Source organism: Geminisphaera colitermitum TAV2, assembly GCF_000171235.2.
Taxonomy (GTDB): Bacteria; Verrucomicrobiota; Verrucomicrobiia; order Opitutales; family Opitutaceae; genus Geminisphaera; species Geminisphaera colitermitum.
Map to the genome: position 1 here is coordinate 16249 of NZ_ABEA03000126.1, position 21383 is coordinate 37631.

Consider the following 21383-nt stretch of genomic DNA (forward strand, 5'->3'; position numbering starts at 1 on the left):
ACCCGTGAACTACTACAACGAAATCGATCCCAAAGCCGCCACATGGCTCCGCGAATTGATCCGGCAAAATCTTATTCCTGCCGGCGATGTGGACGAACGCAGCATAACCGAGGTTTCCCCGTATGATATTGATGGATACACACAATGCCACTTCTTCGCCGGTGTCGGAGGTTGGCCCCTTGCCTCGCAACTCGCCGGATGGCCTACAACTCGACCTGTTTGGACCGGCTCCTGTCCCTGCCAGCCGTTCAGCGTCGCGGGAAAGCGGCGCGGAGCCGACGATCCTCGACACCTCTGGCCGGTCTTCTTCGACCTCATCCGCGAGTGTCGCCCTTCAGTCGTCTTTGGCGAGCAGGTTGCGAGCGCGGCTGGACTTGGATGGCTCGATGGAGTATGCGCTGATCTGGAAGGCGCGGGTTACGCCGCGGGGGCGGCAGATTTGTGCGCTGCGGGCGTCGGCGCGCCGCACATCCGACAGCGACTCTATTGGGTGGCCGACGCCCAAGGCGCGAGACGATCAGAGTCCGAAAGTTCCGCCCGGCAGACAGGGAGGGCACTCGCTATCGACAGCCGCCCAACTGGTGGGATGGCCGACACCGACAGTTCAGGACTCAGCGAATACAGCGGGTCCGTCGCAATTTCGGAGGAACAGCCTGCCTCTGAATTGCGAGGCCACCTTGGCGCTTGGTCAGACTTCGACCTCATCCCCTGCGCCGACGGAAAATCGCGGCGCGTTGAATCCGGCACATTCCCGTTGGCTCATGGGGTTCCCGCCCGCGTGGGACGACTGCGCGGTTACGGCAATGCCATCGTCCCGCAAGTCGCTGCGGCATTTATCCGCGTATTCCTAGAGTCCGGTAACACTTAATTATGACAACGGACCTTCGTATATCGCCTTCGTATATCGCGCGAAACAAGCCGCTCACTCCTATGCAGATAGGTTGGTTGCGATTGGGGCCAAAGGCCCGCGAAATCATTACCAATCAGATGGAGGCCACGCGCTCAGCCATTCGGCTGCGCAAATGGTCGCTCGCAACAGAGAAAAGTTATTGCGCGTGGGTTCGTCGGTTCGGGGTCTGGTTGATGGTGACGCCCGCCGTCAAGACGTTGCCGGATGCCACGGCACGCGTGACGGCGTTTCTCGCCGGTCTCGTTTCGGGGCCGTCGCCACGGTCGGGAACGACTCTGAAACAGGCGCTCAATGCACTCGTGTTTTTTTACGAGCATGTGCGCGACGAACCGTTGGGAAGGCTTGGCGACATCCCTCGCCCAAAGATGGCTGTGCGGGCTCCTACTGTCCTCACACGCGAACAGGTCAAGGCGTGGATTGGCGCAGTGGAGGATTCGCACGATCAGCCTTACAAGCTGATTTGTCGTTTGCTCTATTTTACGGGGATGCGGATTTCCGAGGTGCTGAATTTGCGCGTGCAGGATATTATTTGGGAGCACTCAGAGATTTTGTTGCGGGCGGCAAAGGGGAATAAGGACAGGCGCGTGCCGTTGCCGTGCGCGGTGATGACGGATTTACGCCAGCAGCTGGAGCGGGTGCGGTTGCTGTGGCAGCGCGACCAGTTCGACAAAGTTCCCGTGGCCTTGCCGGATTCGGTTTTCAATAAATGCCCGCGTTACGGGTTTGGCTGGCCGTGGTTTTTTGTGTTCGCCGCGGGCAAGCATTGCACCCATCCGAGGCTGGGGCATGTAGTGCGGTGGCGACTACACGACAAGACCTTGCAGACAGTGACGCGGGTCGCCGCCGAAAAGGTGGGTTTGCTGGGGGTGGCGACTCCGCACCGGCTTCGTCATGCCTACGCCACGCATTTGCTCGAAAGCGGCGTGGATATTCGGACGGTGCAAGACATGCTTGGTCATGCGGACGTGGCGACGACGATGATTTACACGCACACGAGTGTTCGGGGGGCGTTCACGCGGCAACAAGTGGAGGCACTGGCAGTGTGAGGGGGACTTAGGACTCAGGACATAGGACACAGCTTTTGATAACCAACAATAGTAATACAAAAATGAATACAATAAGCATTACGGGCTGGCTGACGAGGCCGGCGGCGCGGGCGGTGTCACCGATGGGGCGGAATGTCAGGCTGACATTCGATTTGCACACCAAGGATTCGCTTGGACAGGAGTTCCCGATTCGATGCGCGGTGGATGATCTTAACCTCATCGCGTCCTATGAGCCGTTGTTGTTGCCGGGCAAAACGGTGATTGTCATTGGCGAGTTGACAGGGCGGCCGTTTGTCAAAAGCGGCGTCACACAGGGTATCACGAAAGAAATCTTGGTCGTCCGCGCAGAGTTTCCCAATCGAGGGAAGCGGGATGAGGACGGAGAGGAGGGCGGCGCGGAATGAGGCGGCGGGGCTTCTATATCCGCAAAAGTGTGCCAGAGCGTGATCGCGCCTACTGGCGGGCCGAACATGAGACACGCGACAGCAGCGTGCCTGAGAAGGGGACGGGCAAACGGGAGCGCATGTCCCTTGGCTTGGAGTTGTTGTTGATGCGCGCCCGCAAGGGTGTGCCGTTGTCGTTCCATGACATCGCCGCTTGGTGCGGTTGCACCAAAGAGAGCGTGCGTTTGATCGAAGCGAAGGCGTTGAAACGGGTGCGGATGCGCGCGCGGGCGCTGGCAGGGGAGGTGGATCAATGAACCGGGTGCGGCCTGTCATGGTGAGGGAGGGAATTTTAGATAGTGAGCGCGTGTGCCGCCTAGGTCTCGCGCAACAATTGTTTTTTAGAAACCTGCTACACGTCTGCGATGGAGCCGACCGCTTCGAAGCCGACGCTGACGATCTGAGATACACCTTGTATCGCCGTTCGCTCGACAGAGTGCGGGGTCATCACATCCGGCAATGGCTTGCTGAATTGCAGTCCGCCCGGTTGATCGAACTCTACACCAGATCGGGGAAGGCTTACGGTAAAATGCTCAAATACGGACAGCGCGACACGAAGAGGGCCGTTTTGCATCCGCCGCCAGAGGATGAAGCCGAATTGCCGCTGGGGTTGCCGGAGCCGCCCAAACGGGCACGGCGGTCGCCACGGAAAAAACCTGACGATCCGCCGCCAGAGGATGGAACTGAATTGAATAGAAGGGAGGGGGAAGCGGGCGGGACGCCCGCGCCACTCCCCACGCCCCCCGAATCTTTTTCTGATTGGGTGGCACGGCTTCGCCGCGCCTACCCGGCGGCGGACATCGACGGCGAACTGCGCAAGGCAATGGCGCGCAAGGGGGGCACGGTGGAACGCGATTGGTTCGAGCGGCATTGGCTTGGCAATGTTTCGGAAGTCGTAACGCCGGGCGATCTGCGCACGGCGGCGAAGCCAGCCGCGCGCGGCATCCCGGAACCGGATGGTGATTGGCGTAGTGTTTTGGTGGATACGCAATATGGGCCTCACGGGGCTTATGCAGCAGAGCGATGGAATGATTTAAGGGATGATGTTAAGCAATTTGTCATAAAGGAGTTGAGCAAATGAAGGCGGACGATGTTGACAGGATGCGAGAGCAGGCGAGGGAGATTGAGGCGCGGGCAGATGCCGTGGTGTTTGGCGATGCGTGCAAGTTTTGCGGTGTCGGCCCGGCCAGCATTCAGGGTAGGGGACGTGACCGAAACCTTGCGCGGCGGCGTGCGTTCGTCGCATGGATGCTGCGTGAGGAGGGTTGGTCAACGGAGCGCGTTGCGCGGGTGTTGCAACGCACGGATCGGCAGGTGCGGCGAATGATAAATTCGGTGCCGACACAAAGAAATTACAAGTTACGTCCGCTTTAAGCGGACATAACTCAACAAAGGGACTTCTTTTGCGGTGTCGGGGATTCTTTTTTATGGGGCGTGACGCCCGAACCCGACAAACAACAGCTCAAATTCACCGCGATCGAGGCGGCGTTTGTGGCGTCGGGTGTGGGGGAGATTCCGCAGGGTGCGAGCGATCTGACCAAGCGGGAGATGACGTTCGTGTTGCGCATGCTGGAGCACGGACAGATGGCACAGGCGGCGATTGAGGCCGGTTATTCGGAGGCGTCCGCCGCTTCGATTGCCTCAGAAACCCTGAAAAAACCGAAGGTTTTCGCGTTTTACCGGCGTTGTCTCGACAAGGTTGTGACCAACGCGGAGCGACTGACGGCGCGGGTTTATGAGCGCAGCGTCGTGCTGCATGCGCAGGCGCTGGAGGCGGCGCAAAAGCTGGCGGAGGCGAACGAATGGCTGTTGCTGAGCGAGCGCCACGAGAGCGGGAAAAACGCGAAGGATGTCCGCGAATTTGAACTGGCGCGGGAGCGGGCTCAGCGCGACCAAAAGCATTTTATCGGGCTGGCGAATCAGACGGACGCACTGCTTGGTTCGCTACTCGGCAAGATCGTGGGAATCACGATCAACAATCAGACCAATTTCAGCATCGTTGGGGACGCTGATCGTGCGCATCTGTTGGAATTGCAGCGGGAACTTTCGCAGGGCTTGACGCCCGCAACGCCGTCGCTGGCGGGAATAGGCGGGGAAAGGGGGCTCGCACCATGACGGCGGCGCTCACAACAGCGGAGGCGGGCGGGACGCCCGCGCCACATGCTGAAAAGCTCAACCCGATCACGTTTGCCGTGGCGGTGTTGAAGTTGCGCATCTATTCGTGGCAGGCCAAAATCATGGCGTCGGTTTGGTCGGGAAAGCCGACCGTGGCGGCTACGCCGAACGGAGCGGGCAAAACGAGCGTCATCATCGTGGCGCTGGCGTTGACGTTGTTGCATGAGTTTCCGGGCGCGACGGTGGTTTTGACGAGCGCGACTTACCGGGCGGTGTGCGACCAGATTTTCGCGTCGCTGGCGGTCCATCAGGCAAAGTTTTCGGCGTGGAAATGGAATGACACGGAAATCAACGACGGGCAGGGGGGACGCATCATCGGCTTTGCCACGGACAGGGGAGGGCGGTTCGAGGGTTTTCATGCCTATCCGGGCAGGCCGCTCTTAATCATTCTGGATGAGGCGAAGTCGATTGCGGATGATATTTTCGTGGCGGCGGATCGGTGCCAGCCGACAATGTTGCTCTACATTTCTTCGTGGGGCGGGTTGTTCGGGCGATTTCACGACGCATTTTCTCAGGATCGGTTCGCGCAGTTTCAGGCGGGGATTGCGGACTGTCCGCACATCACGCCGGAGTTCATCGAGGCGATGCGGGCGCAGTATGGCGAGGATTCGGACATTTATCGTTCCATGATTTTGGGCCAGAGGCCCAAGGGTAACGAGACGGGTTTTGTTGTGCCGTTCGTTGATTACGAACGTTGCGAATCAAATCCGCCCGTGTGGCAGGAAGGCACCAAACAGGTGTTTTGTGACTTTGCAGAAACCAGCGATGAATGCGTGATAGCCAAGCGGGACGGCAACCGTCTCAGCATCGTTGATGCGTGGATTCCTGACGGGAACACGGCGGGCATCACTGACCGGTTCGAGGGGCATTTGCGCCGTCTGCAAAACGAGGGGTTTGTCATTCGCGGTGACGCGGACGGCACGGGGCACGGTTACATCACGGCGCTGTCATTGCGCGGGATCAAAATCAGCGGCGTGAAAAACAACGATGCGCCGATGGATAATCACTATTTCAACCTTGCGGCGGAACACTGGTGGACCTTCGCCAAGAAGGTAAAATCCAACTTCTGGATTCTGCCGCATGACGAGGTTTTGAAACGCCAACTTTGCTCACGCGAAGAGGTGTATCGGAAAGTTGGAGACAAAAAAGTTTACGGGCGCGAGGACGGGCGGCTTCAACTCATGCCCAAGTCACGGCTTTCGACAAAATCCCCCGATCGTGCGGATGCGCTGGTGGGGGCGGCGTTCGATTATGCTTCGTTCGCGGCATTCACGCTCATGGGCGGCAACGATATGCGTTCGCACTTGGACATGCTTAACGAGGCGCTGGGTTACGGCCCGAACGCTGGAACCATTGAGGGGGCTTGCGCGGGCTAACGCGGGACACACGGACATGGTTACACACGACGAAATTCTAGATGCTCTGAAAGCCCGCGGCACGTGGGAGTCGCAACAGCAGACTTACACGAAGATGCGCAATGAGGGGTTGCGCCGGGTGAATCCGCCGTGGAAAGGAGCGGCGGATATGCACTTTCCGCTGGCAGACATGCTGGTTGAGAAGATGAAACCGTTCTACGTGTCGCAGATTTTTGCAACGGACACGGTGGCGTCGTTCACGGGGCTTGATGCGGCGAGTATGGCGCATCAGCAGGCGGTTTCCCAGTGGTTTGACTACCAGCTCAAGCAGCGCACGGATTTCGAGACGGAGGTTGTTATTGGTTCGGACTACATGCTGGAATCGGGCAAGGTAGTCTTCAAGGCGTTCTGGGAGACGAGCCGCAAACGGTTGAAGATTGAGGCGATCAATCGGTATGACGTCATCGTGCCGAACTGGACGGGACGCCTGGCCGATTGCGACTGGATCGTGCATGTCCAGAGATTCAGCAAACACGCTTTTCGCCGACTGGTGAAGCGGATGGCTTGGACGATTGACGACGACACGATCAACGCGCTCGCCGGTCAGGACGCGACCAACACCGGCGCGGCCTCGGCAGAGCAGAGCAAGTTTCAGCGGCAGGGGATCACCTCACCGTCGAAGGATGATGAGATTGTGCTTTGGGAGGTGTATTCACGAAATGACGACGGGGCGTGGATCATCAAAACGTATTCGCCGGTTCGCCCGGAACAGGTTCTGCGTCCTGATTTCGGGTTGCCTTACAATCAGGGTGTTTTTGCCGACTCGCTCCCACCGCCGCCGTTTTTCGAGATTTCGTGCGAGTTGAAGGATCGGGGTTACTACGATTCGCGCGGCATCGTGAAGCGTGTAGCTCCGTTCGAGGCCTCGCTGTGCAAGGACTGGAACACGGTCAAGGACTACCAGACACTCACCAGCACGCCGATTCTCACGGCTAGCGCCCGCAGCGACGTTGGAAACAACAGCACGTTGCGCTTTCAGCCGGGGCAGGTGTTGCCGTTCCCGCTAAGTGCGGTGCAGATGCCGACGCTGCCAGTGGACACGCAACAGGGGATGCTTGGCACGCGGCAGACGGCGGAACAGTTGGTTGGCGTGCCGGACTTTGGCACGGGCAGTCAGCAGCCGAGTGGCGAGCGCAAGACGGCAAAGGAGGTATCGCTTATCGCCAATGTCATGGGGCAATCCGTGGACATGCGCGCGCGGATTTTCCGCAAGGAGCTCGCCCACGGTCTGGCGATCATGTGGGCGATTCTCAGCCAATATGCACGGGAGGAGTTGGATTATTTTGTCTTGGATAATCTGATACAGATTCCGCCCGAGGCGTTTCAGGGGAAATATCGCATCGAACCTTCCGCATCGGGTGACAATTGGAACCGGACGCTGGTTTTACAAAAGGCCCAGAGTCGGTTTCAGATGTTCCGCAACGACCCGCGCATCAATCAGGATGAGCTTTACCGGGGCTTGCTGGACGCGGACGATCCGCGTCTGACAGCGCGCTTGCTGGTCAACACTGGTTCGCAACAGGCGATGCAGTTAGAGGACCAAGCGCAGGAAATCGGCATTATGCTGATTGGTTTCCCCGCCGAGGTCCGTCCGACCGACGACGATGTTGCGCATGTCCAGAGCATCGCCGGGTTCGTGCAACGGCGGCTCAAGACGGGCGAGCGGCTTTCGCCGGAGACGTTGGTTCTCCTTTCTCAGCACACGGGGCAACACCTCGAATCACTCAAACAGAAGAATCCGCAGGCGTGGAAACAGAATGGTCCAAAGTTGCAGCAGTTCGCCCAGCAGTTGCAGCAGTCCGCCACGCAGGCGGTGCAAGCTGCGCAGATGGCGGCTGCGCAAATGGGAGGGATGGCACCGATGCCGGGAGCGGGCGGGACGCCCGCTCCACAACCGAACGCCGCGCCGGGAGCGATGCCGCAACCAGCCCCCGTGCCCTCACCGTATGACAACCCGATGGCACCGCCAGCGGGCGGCGGTCCCTTAACCATGTAACCCATGAAATTTCTCCTCAAATTGCTCCGCAAAAAACTTCTCCGCTCGCTCCTGACGCGAGACGAGGCGGCCTTGCTTGACTCGCTTTCGCATCCCTACCGCTGGATGCCCGACAATCCCCTTACCGGACGCGAGGGCGAGGAATGGGAACACTTCATCACCGGCAGCGAGTTGGGCCGCAAGCTCGACGTGGCGATGGTCAACTGGGCGCAACAGCAGGCGCAGACTGCCATCGCCGCGCCCGCCGGCCAGATCGAACACGCGGCGGGTTTCGCGCGCGGCTGCATGGCCGGGTGGCAGTTCGCCAAAACACTTTCACGTATCGCCGCAACGGATGCGGCATCATCCGAACCCGATGCCACCACGGCGGCGGCGGGCTTCGAGCACTTCAGGCCGTGATTTCCCAAGGACAAAAACACATGGACACAACCACACAACCCGCCACGCAAACAACCGACGCGCCCGCCACCACGGATGCCGAGGAAGCCGCCGTTTTGGCCGCCGCACAGGCCGCCGACAACGGCACACCGGCCACGGCACCCGCCGCCGCCACCACCGAAAAGCCCGCCGGCCAGCAGCCTGCCACCGCATCGCAGGCAAAACCACAAGACGGCACTCCCTCCGCAACGGGAGACGATGCGAACAAACCCGCTGGCACGGACGCCACCAAGCCCGGCGACAAGCCGGGTGAAAAAACCGACGACGACAAATCCGAAAGCGCCTTCACCAAGGCGCAAAAAGACAAGCAGCGTCGGGATGATAGTTGGAAGGCTCTGAATCAGGAAAAGGAGGCATTGCGTCAGAAGGAAACGCAGTGGCAGGCGCAAGTCGCGCAGTTGCAACAGCAGGTTGCGGAGCTCAAAAAGTCCGCCCCTGTCATCCCCGCTGGTCCCGTCAAGGATGAGCAGGGTTGCACCGCCGAGGATTACGACACCCTTGCCAGAAGCTACGATGGCGAGGGCGAAACCAAGCTGGCCGAACTGGCGCGTGAGCGCGCGGCGGCTTTGCGCGCGAAAGCGCAGCAACAGCAGCAACAGTCGTCCGGGCAACCGTCCGCTCCATCGCAGGCACCGCACACCACGCCCGAATTTCAGGCGCAGTGGAAAGCGAACGCCGCGCAGATCGTGGCGGCAAATCCGGAACTGGCGAGCGCCGAGCATCCGCTTTTCAAGCGCGTGCAGGCTCTCATCGGAGACCAGACTTATGGCCGTTTGCTCATGTCGCATCCGTCCGGGATTTTCGCGGCCCTTGAGGTGGCGAAGATGCAGGAAGCAGCCGCCGGAGCCGAGGCGCTGAAACAGGAATTGACCAAGGCGAAAGCCGAGATCGACCGGCTCAACAAACTCACTCAACCGCTTGGCGGACAGCCGGGCGGCCCCACTGCGACGAAACGCATTGAGGACATGTCCGGCATCGAAGCCGAGGCATTCGTCAAGGCGATGGCGGTCGCGGCGGACAAATCCGGCTGAACGCACTGCCACCGTGCGGGCGCGTGAGGCCGGGCAACGATCACACATCACACACCACAGTTAACACTGTTTTTTACCATGGCTATCGACACAACCACAGTCGCCAACACCATCCGGCCCTACTTCAACAAAAAGCTGTTGGAGGGGGCCAAGCAGCTCGTCACCATGCTGGATTATGCCCAGCTGGAAGACTTGCCCGACAAGGAGGGCGCAACCAGCGTCCGCTTCTTCAAGGCACCCGAACCCGACCTGAAAGCCCAGGGCGCGCCCGCCGCCCTCACCGAAGGCATCCCGCCCACCGTGTATCGGGATGTCACTTACACCACGCTTGACGTCAACCTTGTCCAGCGCGGTCAGGTCGCCAAGGCTACGGACATCGCCACCACCACGGCGCTCTTCAACCACCTCAAACAAGTCATCGAGTTGATGCAGGGCGAGTTTGCCTTGGACGTGGACACGATCCTGCGCAACCAGTGCATCCATCCGACCGCCGGTTTGATGAAGCGCTATGCTCAAGGCGCTACGAGCTTCGCCGCCCTCGCCGCCGCCACGCGTGCGAACGGCCGCATCGTGCCACGCGACGTCCTTGACGCCGCAACGCGCTTGAAAATCAACCGTGCGCCCAAGTTCGGTAACAAGGCTTACGCCTGCCAGTTGCCGCCGCAACTCACCCGCGATATTCTGGAGGACCCGGACTGGAAATCGCTCATCAAGTCGCAATACGCCGACAAGTTTTTCAAGGGCGAGGTCGGAGAAATTTCCGGCGTCCGCTTGGTCGAACAGACCAACCCGTTTGTCGAACTCGACACGGAGGGCACCGAATCCGCCAACCCGGTTGACGACGGCACCGGCAACGGCCTGATTTACTCCGCCATTGTGTGCGGCAAGCAGGCTTACGGCGCGGTCAACATGAACAGCATGGGGGCATCTCCGCACAAACCGCAGATCGTCATCGTGGACAAACCCGACAGCGGCAACCCGCTGGCGCAATTCATCCTCGTTGGATGGAAAGCGTTTTGGGCATCCACCGTCCTGCAAAAACGCTGGGGCATCACGCTCCGCACGAAATCGCAATTCATCGGCTAACCTCGCGCCCCCCTCTCCCTACTTCCCCCTGATTGCATCAGGGGGGTCTTGGGGAATGCCAAGGGCGGCGCGGGTTAGGGGTTTCCCGCGCCGCCCACTTCTTGAAAACGCCAACTGAAAACTGAAATGAATTCACAATTTTTGCCCACCGCTGGCTCACACCACTCGGTCGAATTGGACGACACGCCAAAGCGCCTCATTCACCACGTCTCGCTTAACCGCTCCGCAGCGATGGTGCAGGTTCAGGCGGACGGCGGCGACATCCGCTACACCTTGGACGGCAACACGGAAGAACCTCCTTCCGACACCAAGGGCTTTATCCTGCGCGACGGTGACGCGCCCCTTGTGCTCTCCCGCGCCGAGGCCGATGCCATGCAGGTATTCGGAACCGGCACGCTCCAACTCTGCCAGTATTCAGGCTGACACTACCATGCGACTCGTCCGTCAACAGCGTCAACGCCCCCTCCGCACCCGCGACGGCATCCCGCCGCCACGCAGCCAGTTCATCCGTGTGCTGGTTGATGAAGCGGGCCGCGCGTTGGTTGATGAGGCGGGCCGCGCTTTCAATGCCGGACCGGCGCACGCCCCGATGCCCACCACACCACTCACCTCCTAACTTTTTTAAATCAAATGGCCTATATTGTCGGGACCGTCCGCCCTTACGAAAAACAGGACAGACCCACTCTAATCAGCGAAGACCGCTTTATCACTGATAATGAGCAAAACGGAGTCGGCTCCACACGCTACGCCGATTTTCAGATTCAGCAGGATGCGCGTTATCTCCAAAAAACGCAGCGCAACGCGGCGAACGGCGTGGCCGGGCTCGCAGCGGACGGTCTGCTTGACCCTTCCGTCATGCGCGCCGCCCTCGCCCCTGAACAGGTTGCCGACAATACCGCGCTCGCCGGGCTGACTGTTGTGCAAGGCGACATCGGACGCCGCCTTGTCCGCGTGCAGTCCACCGGCATCAGCTACATCGCCAAGGCGACGGGCACCGGTCTCGACCGCTGGCAGGTTTACGATACCATTCCGACCGCGAGCCAGACCGCCGCAGGCATCGTTCAGCTTGCCACTAATGCGGAGGTCACAGCCGGGACCAACACCACGAAGGCCGTCACGCCCGCGCAGCTTTCGCAGGCGGCATCACGCGTGGTTGCCGGGCGCGTCGCCGTGCCGGTCGGGAGCGATAGCGTCGTCATCACATTCCCGACCGCCTTCGCCGCCGCCCCTGTCATCGTGATTTCGGTCGAAGGACCTGACGACGGGGATTTTTGGCTTGGCCGCATCCACTCGCGATCCGCGACGGGTTTCACTGTCACGATCACCGGCGCGCCCGAATCCGAGGGCTACTTTGTCCACTACCACGCCACGCCAGCTACCGCCTGAACCGCCGTCTTAAAAATCCAATCATCATGAAACGCATCCTGATTTTCACTACACTTCTTTTCCCGCTTTCCGCGTTATTTGGGGCCATGTCCGTTCCCGATGCTCGTTTGACCGGGAACGGGCAAGTGCCGTCCGGTTCCACGCTGACCGTTGCCGCGGGAGGCACGCTCACCGCCGCCCCCGGCTCCATTGTCAACGGGCTGGCGCGCGCGCCCACCGTGGCAATCTTTATCCTGCCTCTTGGCACCGGCTGGCAGGATTTTGAGATAAAAGCCACGTTGAGCAATTTCGGCGAACACACGCCGTTTACGGATTTGTATCTGTATTATCATTCGCCAGACCCCGCGCGCGTGTCAGTGTCAGGCCAGACCGGGCCGAAACCCACCGTGTTCTTCACTGATTCGGGCTGGACCGACCGCCGCCGCTGGCGCAGGCAGTCCACCACTGAGAGCATCTACGCGATGCGCAGTTCCACCAGCGCGACCGTTGCCGCCGCCATCGTGGTTGTCCCCGTTGATGCGACTATCCAGCCAGACAACCCGAACCTCATCTGGAGTTACCAGCGCATTTCCGGGGGAGCTTATGAAAACATCTGGCATCCCATCGTGCCCACCTGGGCGCTCGTTGCCCCCAACCCCTGATCCACTTCCGGCGACGTCCGCCGGTATTCGTAAACAAAATACAAAACCAACATAACAACCATGAAAAAACTCATGATCCTCCTCAGCGTCGCCAGCTTTGCCGGCGCGCTTTTCGCCGCCGCTCCCGCGCCGGTTTTGTCCGCCGCGCAACAGGCCGTTGCCCTGCAAAAACAGGGTGAAGCCGAGTATGCCAAGGGTGCCACTCAGGCCGATCGCGCCGCCAATTACAAGGCATGGCGCGCCACCAACGACGCCACCGTGTTCGCCCTTGGCCTGCCCGTCATCGCCGAGGTGAAGACCCTCGCCCCAAGCACTGCCGGCCTGATTGTCCGCAACTATGTGAACGCGCTCACACGCGAGACCGATCCCATTCAGCCATTGCCCGGCATCCCTCCCGTGCAGGATCTGGCCCGCGAATACGCGCCTTCGCTCTACATCTCCACCTTCGCCAGCGCCGAGGAAATCGCCGTTACTGAGGTGACTACTGGCAACGTTCATGCGTTTGCCAAGGCCGCGAAGCGTCTGGAAAATCCGTCGATCCGTGAAAACGCCTATATCAAAGTCATCGGCAAGGGTGCGATTGATAAGGGTTATACACAATGGTTCAGCAAATACCTGCTGACCAAGACGCCCGCTCAGGAACTGGCGTTGCTGAAAGCCGAGGCCCGCGCCGTGGACAAACGCGAGGCTGGCCCGGCTCGTGACGCATGGCTTCAGAAGCTCATGACGTCCATCGCTGTTTCGGAAAAAGCACAGCCGTAATTGATTCTTAACTACAACCGGGGCCGCGCCGAACGGCCCCGATGCAAGACCAACCCAAACATTCGCCGCCATGCGCACTCTTTTGCTCGCTCCTCTCCTCATGTTGCCCGGCCTGCTCTGTCTCGCCGACAGCACACCAACAGCGCCCAAACAGCCGACCATGCTGGAACGGCTCGCCATGGTGGCTCGCATCGAAAAGCCGCCCGCCGCCCAGCCCGCCGTCACACCGGCCCCGCAATGTGTGGACGCCGCCTCCGCGCAAGACCCGGTCAAGGTCGAGGATGTGCGCGCTCCCGAACCGGAGGTCAAACCCGCCAGTCTGCCCGATGCGCCTGTCAATCCGCTCATCCCGCGCAGCGCCTACCTGTCGCGCCTCATGACCGGGGCCGGGATGACGCGCCCGATCGGCGACCTCCCCGGCGGCACACCCCTCGGCATCTGGCAGCGCCAGATCGACGGACGGGAAAAGCGGCGCGGCTCCGCCGCCGTCGAGTCCGCCCGCATCGAGCTCTTCCGGGCCATCGTGGCTGAATCTGAATACATCTTCACGGACATTGAATTCAAGATGGTATCCACCTCCGCAAAATGACTCCTCCCGTCCTTCACGTCCGCCCGTTAAAGGGCTTCAAATACCAACTCGCGCAGTCGGCTCGGTTCGCCGTTCCGGAGTTCCCGCGCGAACTTGAGTTCCATCACAAATATTTTCGCCTGATGAAAGGAACCCTTTCCGTAAAGGAAGGGTATGCCTGGGATGGGCCGAGCGGCCCAACGCTGGACACACCGGCGAGCATTGCGGCCAGTCTCTGCCACGATGTTTTTTATCAGGCCATCCGGCTGCGTCTGATTTCTCCCGCCCATCGTTGCCGCGCCGACCGCGTGTTTTTGCGCCATTGTCTGGATTACGGCCTGCCGTGGTGGCGTTCGCTCTACTACTTCGCCGCGCTCCGTCTTTGCGGAGGCGAACATGCCCGCCCATTGCCGGAGGGCGAGGCCGGCGAGCCTCCCGACCTTATCATTTCCCCGGACAATCCTCCCGTCGTTTAAAACCAAAGATAAAATGAAAATAGTATTCAAAATCGCACTACTCACCGCCATTGCCCTGTTCTCGGGCTGCGCGGCTTTCCAAAAAACAACAGCATCCGACGCCGCAACCCGTCTCTACTTTCAGACAGACGACGGCCGCCGGGTGGAGCTTGTGCTTCCAAAAAACATGGTCGCAACCAAACTGGAGCTTCGCGCTGGAGATTACTCTCTCTCGGCGGCAGAACTCAAAACCGACGCCTCAACCGTGATGGACTCCGCGGGCGCGGCCAATGCCGCCCAAGCGCAGACCATTTCCGAGATGACCAAGACACTCGGAAGCATCGTTCCTCTCGCCGTAAAAGCCGCCGCCGAAAGCGCGATCCCATAAAATGTCCGCCGCTGAAATTCTCAAAACCATCACGGACACGATCCTGATCCCGCTTTGTATCTGGATTCTCTATACCGTTCACCGGTTGGACAAGCGCGTTGAAATCAACGTCGTTTACGGGAAGCAGCACGAACAAGAAGTCGTAAAACTTTGGGCGGAGATCAATGACACAAAATCGCGTCTCCAACAGATCGACGCCCAGTTGCTTGAACTGCGCCTGAGGTTTCCCGTCACAGATAAAACACCGGACCTCTCCCACCTGATGCCCCGCAAGCATCCGACAAAACCATACACACCATGATCGAACCCGACTCCCCCCCCCCCTCCCCCTCACAGGGCAACACGCTTAGCGTGCCGCTCTCTGTTCTCGAAATCGACGGCACGCCGCCAGCCATTGGCGACGAAGCCGAAGCGATGGTCAAAGTCCGCATCGTCTCCACCGATGAGGCCGCCGGGACCGCGCAAGTCGAAATCGTTGCCGTCAACGGTCAGGACGTTTCCTCCCCCGCCCGCGAACCGGGCGAAGCGGACATCGCCCGTCTGGCCGCCGCCGCCGACGCAAAACTCTAGCCAACCCGCCATGCCGATCTACGAATATCAGGAAACTGAAACGGGGCTGACATTTGACGCCCATTTCCCGGTCGGCAAAGCGCCGGATGCTATCACGTTCCGGCGTGTCACCGTCCCCCGCCGTGTCGGAACCATTGTCGGGGCGAAACCGCCGTCCATGGGCGAACAACTCATGGGCGGATTTCGCGCCCTCGAAGAGGCAGGCAAGCTCAATGACCATAACCCGAATTATCTTCCGATAAATGTAGTCAAAAAAACACTACAAACGCCGGACTGAGTCAAAAAGCTGAAAGCTCCAAGCTCATAGCTCCAACTACCAACCGCTCTCAACATGCCCGTCCAAGTCGAAATCGCCCGCCCCGCGTTTGTGGATTCAGACACGCCAAACGCCCGCCAGTTCAATGACGTCACGGTCAAAACCGCCACCGTGCCCGATGCCGCCGCCACCACGGAAGGCGTTGTGCGCCTTGCGGGTGACCTCGCCGGCACAGCCGACGCGCCCCAACTCGCCGTTGTCAGCAGCCTCAACGCCGGGGAATACGGGAAAACCGACCTCAACGTCCCGTCCATCACGGTCGATGCCAAGGGGCGCGTCACCAAGGCCGAGGATCGGGCGTTGCCAATTTCGGCGGACGCCGCCAACGCGCTCAACGCCGAGACGGCTCAGGCTCGCTGGGAGGCTCTGGGATTCGCCACCTCCGCACTCGCCACGATCATTTACAAACAGGTCATGCAACTGCATTACCCGATTGGCGAAATCCTCATCACGCGCCGTAGCGGAAATCCAAATACATGGTTGGGATTCGGCACCTGGGTTGCGCACGGCGGCGGTCGCATGATTGCCGGTCACGACGGCGGCGACGGGGATTTCAACGCTATCGACAAGACCGGCGGCGGGAAAACGCACACACTCACGCAAGCGCAACTCCCGGCGGCAAAAGTCACCTTCCCGTCGCAGAACTTGCAAACCAATGAGGACGGAGAGCATCAGCACGAATATGAGGATGCTTACTACGCGGGCATCGTGGGTCAGGCACCGGAAGGTGTGAAGACCGCGACAATACCGCTCAACCGGGGCACCAGCAATAATTCCTACGGTAGCCCGCGCGTAGCATGGCTGCGCAGTGCCACTACGCCATCCGGCGGAAAACATAAACACACATTCTCCATGTCACAGGTGCAGTCCAACAACCTCGGCACCGGCGCGGCCATCAACCACCTGCCGCCCTATCAGGTTTATTTTATTTGGAGGCGCACGGCATGACGCTAAAACAACTCACGGAATTTTGCGCCGAAAAAATCGGTATCAATGACATCACAACACGCGAGCTTGCCGCGAAATTCGCCGCCGTCCGCTGGTCAATGATTTGGGATTCGCGCGCATGGACGCAGTCTCGCATTTATGATGCGGTCAGCGTCCCGACCGGACAGCAGGAAGTGACCTTGCCCGTGGATTTCACGTTGGTTCACACGGCGCGCTGGAACAAAAACCCCATCCTGCCGATGGACGACATCACGGCCTTTCACCAAGACCCCGGCGCATGGGATGCGTCGGGGCCGATTGTCGCTTTCAGCGCGTTGCCCAAGGATGCCGAGGGCCGCGCCCGCATCCGCCTAACGCGTGTTCCGGTCGAGTCCGGCACCCTCTACATCATCGGCAAACGCCGTTGCCCGCCGCTCGTCAATGACAACGACGAACCCACGCTGACCGGAATCTCGGAATGCCTCACGGCATTCGTCATGGCCGATCTAGAGCAATGGCAGCGTCAGTTCACCAAGGCCCGCGAGTTTTTGTCCGAAGCCAACGCCTTGCTCAAACAGGCGGTGGAAATCGACACACAGCAGGCAACGCAGGTCGTCCAAGTCATCCCGAACATTCAGCAACTGGAAACTTCTGACTTCTGATTAGCCTTCCATGTCCCTGCAACTTTTCAGCGACACCCTTGACGACGATCCGGCCACAGCGGCCTGTGACGGGTTTGTCGGTGCGGATTTTGCCACGAAGCCTAATCTGCTTGCCGAGGGCATCGTTCGGGCCGGGGAAAATGTCTGGATGGATGCTGACCGCATGGTCAACACCCGGCCCGGCTTGCGCATGGTGTCGCTGTTGCTTGAGAACAACGAGCCGTTGCCCGCCGATGATGAGGAGATGCGCATTCAGGGCATGGGCTACTACGACACGCCCGACATCGAACGCCTCATTGTCGCACGCGGCGGCAAGCTCTACGCCATCCACAGCGATGACGCCGCCGCGCTTTGGACACTGCTGGAGGGCGCGCCGGAAATCGCCCCCGGCCCTGTCCGCTTCTGCCAGATGGTGGACCGCCTCTATTATCTGGACGGCGCGGGCGTCCTCAGATGGTGCGCGTTGATCGTTAACACATGGGAACACGGCACGATCACGAAATTTTCCAATGGCACGGACATGCCGGCGTGGCAGTTTTTGTGCGCCCACCAGTTCCGCCTCTGTCTGGTGCAACGCGGCGGGCATCGCATGTATGTTTCGGCAGTTGGGCAGGCGAGCGCGGAGGCGGATTGGATTGTCACAGACAACGTTCGCGTTGGCACCGGCGAGGGAGACCCCATCCGCTCTCTCGTCTCCGCCATGGGCGGCGGCCTTGGCGTGTTTTGCGCGGGCAGCGTCTGGAGCATCGATTCTTCCGACCCGGTTGTCGGCAACTGGTCAATCATGAAGGTGACGGACATCGCCGGTTGCGCCGAGGGCAACACGGTGGTCGCAGTCGGTCAGGACATCTATTTTCTCTCGCAATGGGGCGTGTGCTCGCTGGGCGCGCTGCAAACGACGGATTCGATTTCCCCGGCGAGCACGATTTCAGCGCCGATTCAGCCTTTTTTGGATCGCATCAACTGGAGCCAAATCCGCAACGCATGGGCCACGGTTTGGGGCGATCTTTACCTGCTGGCCCTGCCTTTGGATGAAGACACGTTGCCCATAAAAATTTTCCCGTTCCATCTGCGCACCAAGACATGGATGTGCCCTTGGACGGCGAAGCTCGCCCCGCTGTTGCTGCGCGAGGAACCGACCGGCCCCCTCGCCCTCGAAACCGAAGCGGGGGAATTTTTGATCGACGAGGCCGGCCCCGCGCCAGTCGGCAACGTGCTCGCCGACGAAACGACGGGCACTCAGGGCGCGGTTGACCTGATCCCCTTTCGCGGGTTTTCGTGTGGCATCATCTCCCGCTTTGGCGGTTTGTCAGAAACGATCATCGGGGACAGCAACGGGCGCGTGTTCCTCCTTGATCCGTCATGGGAAAAGGATGACAGCCTGCCGAATCGTTCGCAGGAAATTCCCTCGTGGGTGACAACAAAATCACTGGATTTTGAATTCCCTTCGCATCTCAAACAGCCGTTTTGGATGCAGGTGTTGTTCTTCAAATCCACCGCGCGCGGCGTGCAACTCAACCTTGTGCGCGACGGGTTGCTGTCATGGCCGGACACGGCACTGGAGGAATGCGAAAAAATTGAACGTTTCGAGACGATGGGCGGCGCGGCGTTTTTCCCGATCACGTTCCCGATACACTTTCAGCGCACGTCCTCTTTCGAGGTGAAACGGCACATCCGCGACATGCCGCGCTTCCTCGAATGCGGTCTGCAAATCCACTGCGCGCGCGGTCGCTTGCGCCTGCGCAGCGTGCGCTTCGCCACGTTTCTCGACACCCCGGAACTGCTCTAAACCATGGTTACGCTCCCGGCAAAACTCATCGCCTTCTCACTCGCCAGCGAGCCGTTCCGCTGTCCGCCCGGCCCTTATGAAGTCATGGCGTTTTTGCGAAAGCATTCGCCGTTTACGCGTCCGTGGTCGATTCGCGCCCTCGCCGACTGGTTTTTCTTTCACTGGCACAATGGTTCGATCCTTTGCGTGCGTGACGGTTCGCGCATCGTTGCCGCCGCCGTCGCCCGTCAGGTCGATTTCCCTAGGGAGGCACTGGAAGACGACTATCTGAATCTTGAAAACGGCCGCATCGTCTGGATCGACATGATTGCCAGCGTTCGCCCCCGCGGGTTGCGCCTGCTGGCCCTGCTTTTGGTCCAGAATGTCCGGGGCACGCCGCTGGCCGTGTGCGGGCGCGTAGTGGCCCATAACTTCCGTCCACGCGTCATACCGTGGCCCGTTTTTTTGTCCAAAATCATCAACTCTCAACCGCAAAAAAAGGAATAATCATGGGTGGCAAAGGCGATGAACCACAACCGGCGGACTATGCCGCCGCGCAACAAGAGGCACTTTACACGCAATACGATTTGCTGCCGAGCCAGCGTATGCTTGAGCAGGCCGCCAGCCAGGGAAAAAAGATCCAGTATGTCGATCCGCGCACTGGCGAGACCAAGACCGCCGATTTTACCGGACTCGGCGATTTTGAAAACACCAAGGCTTACGTCGATTTGCTCGCACAAGTCACCGATGACATGTCGGAAAAAGACTATGCGCGACGGCTCGAATACGGGATAAAAAATGCGCAGGCCGCCGCCGATGAAGTCAAGGCCGCCGATCCGCTCGCGTATGAGGTCCGGCAAGACGTCACGCAAAAAATAAAAGATCAGGTCAACGCGGAGACGGAAACATTTGACCCGTCCGCCGACCTCGCACGCGAAGCCGCGCGCGCCGGAAGCGAAGGGCAGGCTTCGCAAAACATGACGGCTTTGCTCGCTCAGCTCGCACAGGAATACCAGCTTGGCGGACAGCTTGACGCGCAGACTCAACGGCAGTTGACCGACCAGACGCGCAGCGGGCAGGCCGCGCGCGGCAATTACCTTGGCGATGCCGCCGCCGTCGTGGAATCCGCCACGATGGGGCAGGCCGCCGAGGCCCGCAAACAGCAGCGGCTTGGCAACCTCATGACGGGCATCGGTCAGGAGGCGCAGTTGGCGCAACTCGGCATCGGAGCGGCGCAGGCTCAGGCCAACGAAGAGCGTTCCGCACGCGCCGAGACATGGGGCCATGAACAACAGGCGCTCTCTAACGCGAGCGCGATTGTCTTGGGGCAACCGATCACAAACCAGTTTGGCAGTCTCGCCGCCGCCCAACAGGGCGCGGCACCGGGCGCGGCCAACTTCGCCGGGCTCGTTCAGAGCGGCACCAACTTCAACGCCAACGCCGGTTCCGAAATCTTCCAGATGCAGGGTCAGAACTACAAAACACAGATGGAAAATCAGCAGGATTCGCCCTGGATGAGCCTGCTGGGCGGCGCGGCCGGCGCGGCCATGATGTCGATCTAACGTCCATCCGGACTCACCTAACATACAAAACAACAGTATCAGAAAGGAAACTACACAATGGCACGGGTATCACATCTCGCAGACGGGCTTACGCTCGGCATGAAAATCGGCGCTGACGCACGGCAGGCGCGCGCAGACCGCGATCTGCGCAAGGAACTCACACAAAAACAACTGGACGCGGATGCCGCCCGCTGGCGCGAACGCATGGCTCACGAAGTCGATATGCAGGGCCGTGGGTTTACACATGCCGCAGACCAAGCCGAACGCGGCTTTGGCTACAGCATGAAACTTGGCGACGCCGACCGCGGTCACCGCACCAGCGAGCGGCTGGGAAGCCAAGATTTCACACTAAACCGCGACGCCCTGCAACAGGGCTTCAAGTCCGGCGAGAGCGAGAAGCAACGGCTGTTCGAGGATATCCGCTTGGGCAAGCAGCTTGACCACGACGCACGGCAGCGGGGAATCGACCGCACACTGCGCCAGAGCCTCGCCGACGCCGAACTGACGTCCAAGAATGTGCCGCAGGCTGTTGTCACCATGACAGACCCGCGCGACACAAACAACGTCATCAGGACTTCCGGCCCCGCCGCCACCCTGCTCGCCTCCCGACTCGGCACTGGCAGTATGGGGCGCGCAGGCGGATCAACGCCATCATTCGGCGAGCTTCCTGTGGTGGGGAAAACATATTCGAGAAATGAGGACGGAACGGTTTCCACCGCTCCGCTGGCGCGGCCCGCCGCGCCGACGTTCGATCCGAAGAGCGAAGGAAGGATTGTGAATGGACCGGACGGCAGACGCTACGTGATCAAAAACGGCACGCCGATTCCCGCAAACTAAA

28 protein-coding genes are annotated in these 21383 nt (G+C 60.2%); all 28 read left to right on the top strand.

The features are described 5' to 3' along the window. Positions 1-4 precede the first annotated feature (4 nt). On the top strand, positions 5-868 hold the full coding sequence (locus OBACDRAFT_RS14955; protein WP_043586923.1) for a DNA cytosine methyltransferase: 864 nt from the start codon (positions 5-7) through the stop codon (positions 866-868). A 62-nt stretch (positions 869-930) separates the two neighbouring features. Next, complete coding sequence (locus OBACDRAFT_RS14960) at positions 931-1956, top strand: integron integrase (protein WP_157837109.1); 1026 nt, start codon at positions 931-933, stop codon at positions 1954-1956. Positions 1957-2018: 62 nt separating this feature from the next. Then, on the top strand, positions 2019-2360 hold the full coding sequence (locus OBACDRAFT_RS14965; protein ID WP_043586926.1) for a hypothetical protein: 342 nt from the start codon (positions 2019-2021) through the stop codon (positions 2358-2360). Positions 2361-2389: 29 nt separating this feature from the next. Further along, a complete protein-coding gene (locus tag OBACDRAFT_RS14970) occupies positions 2390-2656 on the top strand; it encodes a hypothetical protein (RefSeq protein ID WP_157837110.1) in 267 nt (88 codons plus the stop codon). Positions 2657-2706: 50 nt separating this feature from the next. Further along, positions 2707-3480 carry a hypothetical protein gene (locus OBACDRAFT_RS14975; protein WP_157837111.1) on the top strand — a complete coding sequence of 258 codons (774 nt, stop codon included), beginning with the start codon at positions 2707-2709 and terminating at the stop codon, positions 3478-3480. 353 nt (positions 3481-3833) lie between these two features. Next, positions 3834-4514: a terminase small subunit gene (locus OBACDRAFT_RS14985; protein WP_043586933.1), complete on the top strand. Its 681-nt coding sequence runs from the start codon at positions 3834-3836 to the stop codon at positions 4512-4514. Further along, positions 4511-5950: a DEAD/DEAH box helicase family protein gene (locus tag OBACDRAFT_RS14990; RefSeq protein WP_043586936.1), complete on the top strand. Its 1440-nt coding sequence runs from the start codon at positions 4511-4513 to the stop codon at positions 5948-5950. Before OBACDRAFT_RS14985 ends, OBACDRAFT_RS14990 begins: the two co-directional genes overlap by 4 nt. Positions 5951-5966: 16 nt before the next feature. Next, positions 5967-7985 carry a hypothetical protein gene (locus OBACDRAFT_RS14995; protein WP_157837112.1) on the top strand — a complete coding sequence of 673 codons (2019 nt, stop codon included), beginning with the start codon at positions 5967-5969 and terminating at the stop codon, positions 7983-7985. 3 nt (positions 7986-7988) lie between these two features. Next, entirely contained in the window at positions 7989-8384 is a 396-nt protein-coding gene (locus OBACDRAFT_RS15000) for a hypothetical protein (protein ID WP_043586940.1), read from the top strand. A 20-nt stretch (positions 8385-8404) separates the two neighbouring features. After that, entirely contained in the window at positions 8405-9454 is a 1050-nt protein-coding gene (locus OBACDRAFT_RS15005) for a hypothetical protein (protein WP_043586941.1), read from the top strand. 78 nt (positions 9455-9532) lie between these two features. Next, positions 9533-10540 carry a N4-gp56 family major capsid protein gene (locus OBACDRAFT_RS15010; protein WP_043586943.1) on the top strand — a complete coding sequence of 336 codons (1008 nt, stop codon included), beginning with the start codon at positions 9533-9535 and terminating at the stop codon, positions 10538-10540. Positions 10541-10666: 126 nt separating this feature from the next. Then, positions 10667-10963 (top strand): hypothetical protein, encoded by a 297-nt coding sequence (locus OBACDRAFT_RS15015; protein WP_043586946.1) that lies wholly within the window; start codon positions 10667-10669, stop codon positions 10961-10963. A 7-nt stretch (positions 10964-10970) separates the two neighbouring features. Beyond that, a complete protein-coding gene (locus tag OBACDRAFT_RS15020; RefSeq protein ID WP_043586948.1) occupies positions 10971-11156 on the top strand; it encodes a hypothetical protein in 186 nt (61 codons plus the stop codon). A gap of 14 nt (positions 11157-11170) precedes the next feature. Further along, positions 11171-11926 carry a hypothetical protein gene (locus OBACDRAFT_RS15025; protein ID WP_043586950.1) on the top strand — a complete coding sequence of 252 codons (756 nt, stop codon included), beginning with the start codon at positions 11171-11173 and terminating at the stop codon, positions 11924-11926. A 26-nt stretch (positions 11927-11952) separates the two neighbouring features. Next, entirely contained in the window at positions 11953-12567 is a 615-nt protein-coding gene (locus OBACDRAFT_RS15030) for a hypothetical protein (RefSeq protein WP_052362068.1), read from the top strand. A gap of 60 nt (positions 12568-12627) precedes the next feature. Continuing rightward, positions 12628-13329, top strand: coding sequence for a hypothetical protein (locus OBACDRAFT_RS15035; RefSeq protein WP_043586952.1), 702 nt, complete (start codon positions 12628-12630; stop codon positions 13327-13329). A 70-nt stretch (positions 13330-13399) separates the two neighbouring features. Continuing rightward, a complete protein-coding gene (locus tag OBACDRAFT_RS15040; protein WP_043586953.1) occupies positions 13400-13918 on the top strand; it encodes a hypothetical protein in 519 nt (172 codons plus the stop codon). Next, a complete protein-coding gene (locus OBACDRAFT_RS25510; protein ID WP_052362069.1) occupies positions 13915-14373 on the top strand; it encodes a hypothetical protein in 459 nt (152 codons plus the stop codon). Before OBACDRAFT_RS15040 ends, OBACDRAFT_RS25510 begins: the two co-directional genes overlap by 4 nt. Before the next feature lie 13 nt (positions 14374-14386). Then, on the top strand, positions 14387-14740 hold the full coding sequence (locus OBACDRAFT_RS15050; RefSeq protein ID WP_043586955.1) for a hypothetical protein: 354 nt from the start codon (positions 14387-14389) through the stop codon (positions 14738-14740). A 1-nt stretch (position 14741) separates the two neighbouring features. Then, positions 14742-15041 carry a hypothetical protein gene (locus OBACDRAFT_RS15055; RefSeq protein ID WP_043586957.1) on the top strand — a complete coding sequence of 100 codons (300 nt, stop codon included), beginning with the start codon at positions 14742-14744 and terminating at the stop codon, positions 15039-15041. Next, positions 15038-15310, top strand: coding sequence for a hypothetical protein (locus OBACDRAFT_RS15060; RefSeq protein WP_043586959.1), 273 nt, complete (start codon positions 15038-15040; stop codon positions 15308-15310). The genes OBACDRAFT_RS15055 and OBACDRAFT_RS15060 overlap by 4 nt, the downstream gene beginning before the upstream one ends. A gap of 10 nt (positions 15311-15320) precedes the next feature. After that, positions 15321-15587 carry an FmdB family zinc ribbon protein gene (locus OBACDRAFT_RS15065; protein WP_043586961.1) on the top strand — a complete coding sequence of 89 codons (267 nt, stop codon included), beginning with the start codon at positions 15321-15323 and terminating at the stop codon, positions 15585-15587. Between the two features lie 54 nt (positions 15588-15641). Beyond that, positions 15642-16574: a phage baseplate protein gene (locus tag OBACDRAFT_RS15070; protein WP_043586963.1), complete on the top strand. Its 933-nt coding sequence runs from the start codon at positions 15642-15644 to the stop codon at positions 16572-16574. Continuing rightward, positions 16571-17215, top strand: a complete 645-nt coding sequence (locus tag OBACDRAFT_RS15075) for a hypothetical protein (protein ID WP_043586966.1) — start codon at positions 16571-16573, stop codon at positions 17213-17215. Before OBACDRAFT_RS15070 ends, OBACDRAFT_RS15075 begins: the two co-directional genes overlap by 4 nt. Before the next feature lie 10 nt (positions 17216-17225). Then, complete coding sequence (locus OBACDRAFT_RS15080; protein WP_043586969.1) at positions 17226-19004, top strand: hypothetical protein; 1779 nt, start codon at positions 17226-17228, stop codon at positions 19002-19004. A 3-nt stretch (positions 19005-19007) separates the two neighbouring features. Beyond that, the gene (locus OBACDRAFT_RS15085; RefSeq protein WP_043586971.1) at positions 19008-19490 is read left to right on the top strand and encodes a hypothetical protein; all 483 of its coding nucleotides are present in this window, start codon (positions 19008-19010) and stop codon (positions 19488-19490) included. Positions 19491-19492: 2 nt separating this feature from the next. After that, positions 19493-20545, top strand: a complete 1053-nt coding sequence (locus OBACDRAFT_RS15090) for a hypothetical protein (RefSeq protein WP_043586973.1) — start codon at positions 19493-19495, stop codon at positions 20543-20545. 99 nt (positions 20546-20644) lie between these two features. Next, positions 20645-21382, top strand: a complete 738-nt coding sequence (locus OBACDRAFT_RS15095; protein ID WP_043586975.1) for a hypothetical protein — start codon at positions 20645-20647, stop codon at positions 21380-21382. The last annotated feature ends 1 nt before the right edge of the window (position 21383 follow it).

Bases quoted from the DNA above. Each gene is read 5' to 3' on its own strand.
- OBACDRAFT_RS15040 (WP_043586953.1), top strand. From the start codon at position 13,400: ATGCGCACTCTTTTGCTCGCTCCTCTCCTCATGTTGCCCGGCCTGCTC.
- OBACDRAFT_RS15055 (WP_043586957.1), top strand. From the start codon at position 14,742: ATGTCCGCCGCTGAAATTCTCAAAACCATCACGGACACGATCCTGATC.
- OBACDRAFT_RS15070 (WP_043586963.1), top strand. From the start codon at position 15,642: ATGCCCGTCCAAGTCGAAATCGCCCGCCCCGCGTTTGTGGATTCAGAC.
- OBACDRAFT_RS15035 (WP_043586952.1), top strand. From the start codon at position 12,628: ATGAAAAAACTCATGATCCTCCTCAGCGTCGCCAGCTTTGCCGGCGCG.
- OBACDRAFT_RS15005 (WP_043586941.1), top strand. From the start codon at position 8,405: ATGGACACAACCACACAACCCGCCACGCAAACAACCGACGCGCCCGCC.
- OBACDRAFT_RS14990 (WP_043586936.1), top strand. From the start codon at position 4,511: ATGACGGCGGCGCTCACAACAGCGGAGGCGGGCGGGACGCCCGCGCCA.
- OBACDRAFT_RS15025 (WP_043586950.1), top strand. From the start codon at position 11,171: ATGGCCTATATTGTCGGGACCGTCCGCCCTTACGAAAAACAGGACAGA.
- OBACDRAFT_RS15030 (WP_052362068.1), top strand. From the start codon at position 11,953: ATGAAACGCATCCTGATTTTCACTACACTTCTTTTCCCGCTTTCCGCG.
- OBACDRAFT_RS14960 (WP_157837109.1), top strand. From the start codon at position 931: ATGCAGATAGGTTGGTTGCGATTGGGGCCAAAGGCCCGCGAAATCATT.
- OBACDRAFT_RS15060 (WP_043586959.1), top strand. From the start codon at position 15,038: ATGATCGAACCCGACTCCCCCCCCCCCTCCCCCTCACAGGGCAACACG.
- OBACDRAFT_RS15000 (WP_043586940.1), top strand. From the start codon at position 7,989: ATGAAATTTCTCCTCAAATTGCTCCGCAAAAAACTTCTCCGCTCGCTC.
- OBACDRAFT_RS25510 (WP_052362069.1), top strand. From the start codon at position 13,915: ATGACTCCTCCCGTCCTTCACGTCCGCCCGTTAAAGGGCTTCAAATAC.
- OBACDRAFT_RS15095 (WP_043586975.1), top strand. From the start codon at position 20,645: ATGAAAATCGGCGCTGACGCACGGCAGGCGCGCGCAGACCGCGATCTG.
- OBACDRAFT_RS15050 (WP_043586955.1), top strand. From the start codon at position 14,387: ATGAAAATAGTATTCAAAATCGCACTACTCACCGCCATTGCCCTGTTC.
- OBACDRAFT_RS15065 (WP_043586961.1), top strand. From the start codon at position 15,321: ATGCCGATCTACGAATATCAGGAAACTGAAACGGGGCTGACATTTGAC.
- OBACDRAFT_RS15010 (WP_043586943.1), top strand. From the start codon at position 9,533: ATGGCTATCGACACAACCACAGTCGCCAACACCATCCGGCCCTACTTC.
- OBACDRAFT_RS15075 (WP_043586966.1), top strand. From the start codon at position 16,571: ATGACGCTAAAACAACTCACGGAATTTTGCGCCGAAAAAATCGGTATC.
- OBACDRAFT_RS14965 (WP_043586926.1), top strand. From the start codon at position 2,019: ATGAATACAATAAGCATTACGGGCTGGCTGACGAGGCCGGCGGCGCGG.
- OBACDRAFT_RS15090 (WP_043586973.1), top strand. From the start codon at position 19,493: ATGGGTGGCAAAGGCGATGAACCACAACCGGCGGACTATGCCGCCGCG.
- OBACDRAFT_RS15085 (WP_043586971.1), top strand. From the start codon at position 19,008: ATGGTTACGCTCCCGGCAAAACTCATCGCCTTCTCACTCGCCAGCGAG.
- OBACDRAFT_RS15015 (WP_043586946.1), top strand. From the start codon at position 10,667: ATGAATTCACAATTTTTGCCCACCGCTGGCTCACACCACTCGGTCGAA.
- OBACDRAFT_RS15020 (WP_043586948.1), top strand. From the start codon at position 10,971: ATGCGACTCGTCCGTCAACAGCGTCAACGCCCCCTCCGCACCCGCGAC.
- OBACDRAFT_RS14995 (WP_157837112.1), top strand. From the start codon at position 5,967: ATGGTTACACACGACGAAATTCTAGATGCTCTGAAAGCCCGCGGCACG.
- OBACDRAFT_RS15080 (WP_043586969.1), top strand. From the start codon at position 17,226: ATGTCCCTGCAACTTTTCAGCGACACCCTTGACGACGATCCGGCCACA.